General features: G+C 60.9%; 2 protein-coding genes. One reads left to right on the top strand and one right to left on the bottom strand.

Annotated features, from left to right (window positions below; translation table 11 throughout):
- A partial coding sequence (locus tag AB4Z11_RS27475) for an elongation factor G (protein WP_442029014.1) occupies positions 1-1,221 on the top strand: 1,221 nt, incomplete at its 5' end.
- A gap of 63 nt (positions 1,222-1,284) precedes the next feature.
- Here the strand turns inward: AB4Z11_RS27475 and AB4Z11_RS27470 are convergent.
- Positions 1,285-3,226, bottom strand: a 1,942-nt coding sequence (locus tag AB4Z11_RS27470) for a bifunctional diguanylate cyclase/phosphodiesterase (protein WP_442029013.1), incomplete at its 5' end; no start/stop codon positions are given.

Genomic DNA, 3,226 nt, shown 5'->3' with positions numbered 1-3,226 from the left:
GAAGACGACAATGAAATCGAGCGCCATCCGAACGATGATGAGCCGTTTTCCGCGCTCGCCTTCAAAATCATGACCGACCCGTTTGTTGGCCAGCTGACGTTCTTCCGCGTGTATTCCGGCGTGGTGAATTCGGGCGACACGGTGTACAACCCGACCAAGCAGCAGAAGGAACGTCTGGGCCGCATCCTGCAAATGCATGCCAACGAACGCAAGGAAATCAAGGAAGTGTTCGCGGGTGATATCGCGGCGGCAGTGGGTCTGAAGAACGTGACCACGGGCGACACGCTGAGCGCGCCGGATCATGTGATCGTGCTGGAAAAGATGATCTTCCCCGAGCCTGTGATTTCGCAGGCGGTGGAACCGAAGACCAAGGCCGACCAGGAGAAGATGGGCATTGCCCTGAACCGTCTGGCGCAGGAAGATCCTTCGTTCAAGGTGCACACCGACGAGGAATCCGGCCAGACCATCATGTCCGGCATGGGCGAGCTGCACCTCGAAATTCTGGTGGATCGCATGAAGCGCGAGTTCGGCGTGGAAGCCACTGTCGGCAAACCGCAGGTGGCGTATCGCGAAACGATCACCCGCGCCGTATCGGACATCGAAGGCAAATTCGTCAAGCAGTCCGGCGGTAAGGGCCAGTACGGCCACGTGGTGCTGAAGCTGGAGCCGGTGGAAGCGGGCAAGGGCTACGAGTTTGTGGACGCCATCAAGGGCGGTGTGGTGCCGCGCGAGTTCATCCCGGCGGTGAATAAGGGCGTGACCGAAACCCTGCAGGCCGGCGTGCTGGCGGGCTATCCGGTGGTCGACGTGCGTGTCACGCTGACCTTCGGTTCCTACCACGACGTGGACTCGAACGAAAATGCCTTCCGCATGGCCGGTTCGATGGCCTTCAAGGACGGCATGCGCAAGGCCGATCCGCAGCTGCTGGAGCCGATGATGCACGTCGAGGTGGAAACGCCCGAGGAGTTCATGGGCAATGTGATGGGCGATCTGACCACGCGGCGTGGCCTGGTGCAGGGCATGGACGAGATCCCTGGCGGCGGCGGTAAGCTGGTTAAGGCTTCCGTGCCGCTGGCCGAGATGTTCGGCTACTCGACCACCCTGCGTTCGCTGACGCAGGGCAGGGCGACTTATACCATGGAGTTCCAGCACTACGCTGCGGTGCCGAAGCACATCCTTGACCAGATCGCGACAGCCAAGGCGCAGGCGAAGAAGGATTAAAACCCACGGCCCAACCCTGGTGGCAGGCACATCGTGCCTGCCACCTGATTCCGGCTTGGGTTCTTAATGCGTCCGCAGCAAAGTAGCAAATTGATCGGCGGGGACAGGGCGGCTGTACAGGAAGCCCTGTCCCTGTTCACATCTGAGCAGCTTGAGCAGCTTGGCTTCCTCTTCCGTTTCTATGCCCTCGGCGACAACCTTGAGATCGAGGTTATGCGCCAGCGTAACCACCGTGCTCACCAACCCCATATACCCCGCATCCTGCGACATCTTCATCACAAAGGAACGGTCGATCTTCATCACATCCACCGGCAGCGTAACCAGATAGGCGAGCGAAGAATAGCCGGTGCCGAAATCGTCGATTGCCACCGGCACGTCCAGCGCGCGCACGCGCGTGAGCACATCGATGACGCGCGCATGATCGGACACCAGACTGGATTCCGTAATCTCGATCGACAGCGGCTGCAAATGCGCGCCCGCCGTGTTCAGCGCCCGTTCGATATCGCCGAACAGCGAATCGCAGCGGAACTGGGCCGGCGCCACATTGACGGCAATCTGCGGCGGTTCCAGGCCGCTGTCGTGCCACGAGCGCCAGTCTTCCATCGCGCGCTGCATAACCTGACGGCCTACCGCGATCACCAGCCCTGTGCGTTCCAGCACCGGCACGAATTCGCTTGGTTCAATAATGCCCCGTACCGGATGGTRCCAGCGCACCAGCGCTTCCGCGCCCGCCAGCTTGCCGGTACGCAGATCGACTTTAGGCTGGTAGTAGTTGATGAATTCGCGGCGCTCAAGCGCGTCGCGCAATTCCACTTCAAGGCTGATCTGGCGCGCCATCACGCGATCGGCGTCGCGGTCGTACAAGCCGAAACGGGCTTCGACATCGCGTGCGGCGGCCAGCGCATCCCAGGCCTTGATCAACAGTTCATCGGCGGTTGAGCCATCTTCCGGCAGCATGGCGCCGCCGGCATTGATGGTGCACCAGATCTTGTTTTCCTTGACCTGATAGGCCCCCTGTAGCATTGGCGCGATGGTGTTACGCACAAACTCCGCCGGCTTTTCATGCGAGCCGTCCGGCAGGAATAGGGCAAAACGTCCTACGCCAACGTGGGCCAGCAGCATTTGCGGCGTCACCACTTCGCGCAAACGCTGGGCGATGGCGCGCAGCAGGCCAACTGCCGCAGCGTTACCGTAGGCGGAGCTGATTTCGTCGAAACGGTTGATGTTCACCAGCAGCACCGTACCGTGTGCGCCGCTGGCTGCCAGACGGGCAATGTCTTCCTCGAACTGCAGGCGGCTTGGCAGTCCGGACAGGGTATTGGTGCGCGCCAGGCGGTGCATTTCCTGTGCGTTGATCAGGCGCTCCAATCCGTAGCTCAGTTCATTGCTCAACTCACCGGCGCGTTCGCGATAGAAGTGATCGAAGAACTGCGGACGCTGCGAGTAGAAGCAGACCACACCCCAGCACTTGTTATTCACAAATAGCGGAATGGCCATGCAGGATGCGATCTTCCGCTTTTTGCAGCCGTCCGGAAGGTCGTTCGAAAACTGCATCTTGCCGGTGCTGACGGTCTTCTCCGCCAAAGCGATTACAAACCATTCCGCATGCCGCGAAACTTCTTCGCTTGGCCAATGCTGTTCCGTGCCATCGCGTCCGGCCGACGACACCATGGCGAGGCTGCCATCCGCCATGACGCGGCTGATGTCCACCAGCTCCAGACCTGCCTGATGCGCGGCGGCGCGGCATACGTCCAGGCACAGTTGCTCCACACTGCGCGCACGCGGAATGATGGCGCTCAGGCGCGACAGCAGCACATAGAAATTGTCGTGGCGGATCAGGGCACGCTCCTTTTCCACTTCGGTGGTCATGTCGATGGCCGAGCCGCCGAGGAAGGCTTCGCCGTCCACGTCGATGGGGAATTTGTGCACCAGCCAATGGCGCGCACCTTCGTGGGTGGTCTCCATGGTCTTGATGACTTCACGGCTTTCCAGCACAGCGCGGTCC

This window comes from Pseudoduganella sp. RAF53_2 (assembly GCF_052113985.1).
GTDB lineage: Bacteria > Pseudomonadota > Gammaproteobacteria > Burkholderiales > Burkholderiaceae_D > Rugamonas.
This window is presented reverse-complemented; position numbering and strand designations above follow the sequence as displayed.